The organism is Nonomuraea sp. 3N208 (assembly GCF_052245935.1).
In the GTDB taxonomy this organism is placed as follows: Bacteria; Actinomycetota; Actinomycetes; order Streptosporangiales; family Streptosporangiaceae; genus Nonomuraea.
In genome coordinates this window covers 24,927-31,899 of record NZ_JBQQBR010000081.1, presented here as the reverse complement: position 1 = coordinate 31,899, position 6,973 = coordinate 24,927, and the positions used below count along the sequence as shown (strand labels likewise).

At 74.8% G+C, this 6,973-nt stretch carries 1 protein-coding gene; it reads left to right on the top strand.

Features of this window, described 5'->3' with window-relative positions:
• Positions 1-27 precede the first annotated feature (27 nt).
• Complete coding sequence (locus tag ACTWPT_RS57725; RefSeq protein ID WP_443186063.1) at positions 28-6,972, top strand: type I polyketide synthase; 6,945 nt, start codon at positions 28-30, stop codon at positions 6,970-6,972.
• Position 6,973 lies beyond the last annotated feature (1 nt).

The window sequence follows — 6,973 nt, the reverse complement described above, 5'->3', positions numbered from 1 at the left end:
TTGTGGGCGAGTGCGGCCGAGTTGTGGGTGCACGGTGCCGGTATCGACTGGCAGGGGGTGTTCGAGCCGGCCCGGCCGCGGCGGGTGGAGCTGCCCACCTACGCCTTCCAGCACCAGCGCTACTGGCCGAAGACCGTCCAGTCGACCGGCGACCTCACCGAGCTCGGCATGGGTCCCGCCGGGCACGCGTTGCTGGCGGCCGCGGTCTCCCTCGCGGACGGCGAGGGCCTGCTGCTGACCGGACGGCTCTCATTGAAGACGCACCCGTGGCTGGCCGATCACGCCGTCAACGGGCAGGTGATCCTGCCGGGCACGGCCTTCGTGGAGCTGGCCGTCAGAGCCGGCGACGAGGCCGGCTGCGACCTGCTGGAAGAGCTCACCCTCCAGGCCCCGCTCGTCCTCCCGGAACGCGGAGGAGTGCAGGTCCAGGTCGCGGTCGGCGCGCCCGACGAGGACGGCCGGCGACCGCTGACCGTTCACGCCCGGCTCGACGACGAGCCGTGGACCCGGCACGCCACCGGCTTCCTCGCCACGGACACCGGCGCGGCCACGTTCGCCGAACCGTCCTGGCCGCCGCCCGGCGCCACCGCGGTGAACGCCGGCGACGTGTACGAGCTCCTGACCGCCATCGGCATCGACTACGGCCCCGCCTTCCGCGGCGTCCAGGCCGTGTGGCGGCGCGACCAGGAGCTGTTCGCCGAGGTCGCCCTGCCGGAGGGCACCGAGACCGGCGGATTCGGGCTGCACCCCGCGCTGCTCGACGCCGCGCTGCAGCCGCTCGCCGTGGGAGATTTCTTCCCCGCCCAGGACGGCGGCGGACCCGTGCTGCCCTTCGCCTGGACCGGGGTGCGGCTGGCCGCCACCGGCGCGGCCGCCCTACGCGTCCGGCTCGCGCCCACGGGGGCGAACGCGGTCAGGATCGAGGTCGCCGACGCCGCCGGCACGCCCGTCGCCTCCGTGGACTCGCTGGTCGTCCGGGCGATGACACCCGACAGCACATCGGGCGCGGACCGGCTGCGCGACGCGCTGTTCGCCCTCGACTGGATGCCTGCCCGGACGGCACCCGCTCCCGCACAGGACAGCGCCGCCTACGCCATCGCCGGCGGCGACGGCAGCCGCCTCAGGGCCGCGCTGGAGGCGGCGGGGGCGCAGGTGGGGGTGCTCGACCCGGACGGCGCCGCGCCCCGCATGGCGTTCTTCGTGTGCGCCCCGCGGACCGGCGGAGACGAGGCCGTGGGCGCCCGCTTCGCGACCTGCGAGGTGCTCGAGGCCGCTCAGTCCTGGCTCGACCAGGAGCGATACGCCGAGGTTCCGCTCGTCGTCGTGACCAAGGGCGCTGTGGCCTCGGGCCAAGAGCTGCCGGGCGCCGCGGTATGGGGGCTGATGCGGTCGGCGCAGTCCGAAAACCCCGGCCGTTTCATCCTGCTCGACATCGACGGCACGGACGCCTCCTGGCAGGCACTCCCGGCTGCCGTCGCGTCGGGCGAGCCACAGATCGCGTTGGTCGAGGGCGAGATCCTGGTGCCGCGGCTCACCCGCCACCGCGCTCCCCAGCCCGGCACGGCCGCGACGCCGGACAGCGATTCCGAGTCCGGCACCAGCCCCTGGGGCCCCGACGGCACCGTACTGATCACCGGAGGGACCGGCACCCTGGGCGGGATCGTCGCCCGGCACCTGGTTGCCGAGCACGGCGTCCGGCGGCTGCTGCTGATCAGCCGGCGCGGCCCCGCCGCCGACGGCGCCACCGAGCTGATGGCAGAGCTGGCCGGCCTGGGCGCGGACGTCACCGTCACCGCCTGCGACGCCGCCGACCGGCAGGCACTGGCGGACGTGCTGGCCGCCGTCCCCCCGGAGCACCCGCTCACCGGCGTCGTCCACACCGCCGGCGCCCTGGACGACGGCGTCCTGGCGGCCCTCACCCCCGACCGGATCGACACCGTGCTCCGCGCCAAGGCCGATGCCGCGCTGAACCTGCACGAGCTGACCGAGGACCTGCCGCTGACCGCGTTCGTGCTGTTCTCCTCGGCCGCCGGCGTCTTCGGCGGCCCGGGACAGGGCAACTACGCCGCCGCCAACGCGTTCGTCGACGCGCTCGCCGAGCGGCGCAGGAAGCGCGGCCTGCCCGCGCTCTCCCTGGCGTGGGGCCTGTGGGAGCAGGACAGCGGCCTCACCGGGACGCTCAGCGACACCGACCGGGCGCGGCTGGCCCGCACCGGCGTCACGCCGATCTCCACCGCGGACGGGCTCGCGCTGCTGGACGCGGCCTGCGCCGGGGACCGGCCGGCGCTGGTCCCGATCCGGCTGGAGTTCGCCGCCCTGCGGACAGCGGCCCAGTTCGGCGCGCTGCCCACGATCATGCGGGAACTGGTCCCCACCCCCAAGAGACGGGTGGTGGGCGACAACCCGGCCGCCGCGTCGGAGTTGCGCGAGCGCCTGGCCCGCATGCCGGAGTCGGAGCACACCAGAGTGCTGCTGGACCTCGTGCTCGGCCAGGTGGCGACCGTCCTCGGCTACCCGGATCCCAGCGCCGTGGAGCAGGACCGGCCCTTCAACGAGGCCGGGTTCGACTCGCTCACCGCCGTCGAGTTCCGCAACCGGCTGAACGCGGTCACCGGGCTCCGGCTGCCCGCCACGCTGATCTTCGACTACCCGACGCCCGTCGGCCTGGTCCAGTACCTGCGGACCCGCCTGCTCGACGGCTCCCAGCAGGCCGCCGCCACCCGGACGAGGACCGGTGAAGAGGAGCCGATCGTCATCGTCGGCATGAGCTGCCGCCTCCCCGGCGGTGTCACCAACCCCGACCAGCTGTGGGATCTGGTGGCCGAAGGCGGCGACGCGATGGCGATGTTCCCCGCCGACCGCAACTGGAACCTGGACGAGCTCTACCACCCCGACCCCGAGCACCCCGGCACCACGTACGCCCGAGAGGGCGGCTTCGTGTACGACGCCACCACGTTCGACCCGGCCTTCTTCAGCATCTCGCCCCGAGAGACCATCGCCATGGACCCCCAGCAGCGTCTGATGCTGGAGAGCTCGTGGGAGGCGCTCGAACACGCCGGCATCGACCCCGCCACGCTGCGCGGCAGCCAGACCGGCGTGTACGTCGGCCTGATGTACCACGACTACGGCATGCACCTGCAGAACCCGACGGGCGACCTCGAAGGCCTGGTCGGCACCGGTGTCTCCGCCGGAGTGGCGTCCGGCCGGGTCTCCTACACCTTCGGCTTCGAAGGCCCGTCGGTCACCGTCGACACGGCCTGCTCCTCCTCGCTGGTGGCCCTGCACATGGCGATCCAGGCGCTGCGGCGCGGCGAGTGCTCGCTCGCCCTGGCCGGCGGCGTCACCGTGCTGTCCACCCCGTCGGTGTTCGTCGACTTCAGCCGCCAGCGCGGGCTGGCCCCCGACGGCCGCTGCAAGTCGTTCGCCGAGGCCGCCGACGGCACCGGCTGGGCCGAAGGCGTGGGCGTGCTGCTCGTCGAGCGGCTCTCCGACGCGCGCCGCAACGGCCACCCGATCCTGGCCGTCGTCCGCGGCACCGCGATCAACCAGGACGGCGCCAGCTACGGGCTCACCGCGCCCAACGGGCCCTCGCAGCAGCGCCTCATCGAGCAGGCGCTCGCCGACGCGGGACTGCGCCCGGACGACGTCGACGCCGTCGAGGGCCACGGCACCGGCACCACGCTCGGCGATCCGATCGAGGCCCAGGCCGTCGTCGCCACCTACGGCCAGGACCGGCCCGAGGACCGGCCGCTCTGGCTCGGCTCGGTGAAGTCCAACCTCGGCCACACCCAGGCCGCGGCCGGCGTCACGGGCATCATCAAGATGGTCATGGCCATGCGCCACGGCGTGCTGCCGAAGACGCTGCACGTGGACGAGCCGACCACGCACGTCGCGTGGGACGCGGGCGCGGTCAGGCTGCTGACCGAGGCCACCCCGTGGCCCGAGACGGGCAGGCCGCGCCGCGCCGGCGTCTCCTCCTTCGGCATCAGCGGCACCAACGCCCACGTCATCATCGAGCAGCCCCCTCAGGAGCCGGCCACGGCGGAGCGGGCGGAGACCGGGCGGCCGCTGATCCCGTGGGTGCTGTCGGCCAAGAGCTCGGACGCGCTGCGGGGCCAGGCCCGCAGGTTGCGCGACCATCTGGCGTCCCGGCCCGGCCAGCAGGCCGCCGACCTCGGGTGGTCCCTGGCCACGACGCGGGCCTCGTTCAAGCGGCGGCTGGTCGTCCTGGGCGCCACCCGCGACGACCTCGCCGCCGGCCTGGAGGCCGCGATCGACGGCGTCCCCTCGGACCACGTGATCACGGGCTCGGCGGCCCGCGGCCGCACCGCGTACCTCTTCACCGGCCAGGGCAGCCAGCGCATCGGCATGGGCGAGGAACTGTATGCGGCCTGGCCGGAGTACGCCGAGGCCTTCGACGAGGTGTGCGCCAGGTTCGACCGGCACCTCGACCGGCCGCTGCGCGAGGTCATCGCCGGTGACGCCGAACTGCTCCACCAGACGCGGTACACGCAGGCCGCGCTGTTCGCCGTCGAGGTCGCGCTGTTCCGCTGCCTGGAGGCCTGGGGCGTGCGCCCCGACCTCCTGGCCGGCCACTCGATCGGCGAGATCGTCGCCGCGCATGTCGCCGGCGTGCTGTCGCTGGACGACGCGGTCACACTCGTGGCCGCCCGGGGCAGGCTGATGCAGGCGCTCCCGCCAGGCGGCGCCATGATCTCGGTACGCGGCGCCACGGAGGAGCAGGTGCTGCCGCTGCTCGCCGGGCACGAGGACAGCGTCGGCATCGCCTCGCTCAACGGCCCGGCCTCGCTCGTCCTGTCCGGCGTGGAGGCGCACGTGCTGGAGCTGGCCGAACGGCTGGCCGACCGCGGCTGCAAGACCAAGCGGCTGACCGTCAGCCACGCGTTCCACTCGCCACTCATGGAACCGGCGCTCGAGGAGTTCGTGAACGTCGCGCGGGAGCTGGCCTTCCAGCCGCCGACGACGCCCATCGTCTCCAACGTCACCGGCCGGCTCGCCACCGCCGAGGAGCTGACCTCGCCCGAGTACTGGGCCCGGCACCTGCGGCAGGCCGTACGGTTCTGCGACGGCGTGCGGACCCTGCGGGACCAGGGCGTCACCACGTTCCTCGAGCTCGGTCCCGACGCCGTGCTGTCGGCCATGGTCAAGGACTGCCTGGACGGCTGGACCGGCGTCGTCGCGCCGGTGCTGCGCCGTGACAGGGCGGAGAGCACCACGCTGATCGAGGCCCTGGCTCAGGGGCACGTTCACGGGCTCGCCGTCGACTGGAGCGCGGTGATCGGCGCCGGCGCGCGGGCGGTCCCGCTGCCGACCTACTCCTTCCAGCGGCAGCGCTACTGGCCCGACCCGCCTCAGGCGGAGGAGTCCGTACGGCCTGACCAGGGGCTGTGGGACGCCGTCGGCCGCGAGGATCTCGACGGGCTGCTCGCGGTGCTCGGCCTGGACAGCGGGGCCACGCTCGACGAGCTGCTGCCCGCGCTGGCCCGGTTGCATGGGCAGGACGGCGCCGGCCACGGGGACGTGCGCTTCCAGCTCGGCTGGCACCCCCTTACCGACCTCCCCGCCCCCGCCGTCTCCGGCACCTGGCTGATAGTCGCCCCAGGCGGCGCCACACCGTCCGATGCGTCGGCGAACGGCGCAGGGCCGGCGGCAGGCAGTGTTGCGGTGGGGGAGGTGCTGGCGGCCGGGCTTGCGGCCCACGGGGCGGACACCGTCGTGCTCTCCGCGATGCCGGAAACCGACGGCGGCGCGGCAGGCGTCATCTACCTGCTCCCCGAGGGAGCGCCCGCCCCGGCCCTCCCGGCGGGGTCGGCACCGGTCTGGTTCCTCACGTGCGGTGCCATCCAGGTGGCGCCGTCCGACCGCGTCGCCGGACCCGAGAGCGCCCGGGACTGGGGGGCTCTGCGGGCGGCGACCGGCGGGGACCGGCGCGGCGGGCTGATCGATCTCCCGGCCAAGCCGGACGAGCAGGCCATCCGCCGGCTGTGCGTGGTGCTGTCCGGGCTGACCGGAGAGCGTGAGGTGGCCGTGCGCTCCGGCGGCGTCTTCGCCCGCAGACTGCGCCCCGCGCCGCCGACCGGCACGCCGCTCGGTCGCGAATGGCGGCCCGGCGGCACGGTCCTGCTCGCGGGCCCGCTCGACGACACGTCCACCGAACTGGCCAGGTGGGCCGCGCGCAACGGCGCGGACCGAGTCGTCCTGACCGGGCCGGCCCCCGGACTGGAGGACGAGCCCGGCGTGGTCGTCCAGGACGTCGATGGGCGGCTTCCCGAGGGCGGGGCCGTGACCGCCGTCGTCTGTACGACGGCTGAGGCGGCTCACGCGCTCGACGAGCCGGCCCGCGCGGCCGACGTACCCGTCTTCATCCTCCTGGCGCCCGCGCAGGCCGCGTGGGGTGACGGCGCGGCGACGTACGAGTACTTCACCGCGCTGGCGGCCGAGCGGCTGGCCGCGGGACGGCCCGCGCTGGCCGTCGCCGCCGGGCTGAAGGAGCCCGCGGACGCGGTGTCCGCCATCCGGCAGGCGCTGCGCCAGGGGGATTGGGCCCTCGTGGTCGCGGACCCGGACTGGGCCTCGCTCGCCGTGGCCGGGCACGCCCGGCTCCTGGAGGGGATCCCGCAGGCCGCCGGCGCGCAGGAGGGACCCGGCGAGCTCGTGGAGGGCGCCGCCGCGTTCCGCCGCCTGCTGTCCGGCAGCCAGGCCGATGAGCACCGCGGCATCGTGCTCGACGTCGTACGCAGCCAGGCCGCCGCGATCCTGCAGCTGCCGCGGCCCGACGCGATGGAGCAGGACGCGGAGTTCTTCGAACTCGGCTTCTCCTCCATGGCCGCGGTCGAGCTGCGCAACCGGCTTGTCGAGATGACGGGCATCGAGGTGGCGGCCGACGCGATCTACGACTATCCGACCCCCGCCGAGCTGGCCGACCACCTGCTCGCCGCGGCCGTGAGCTGAG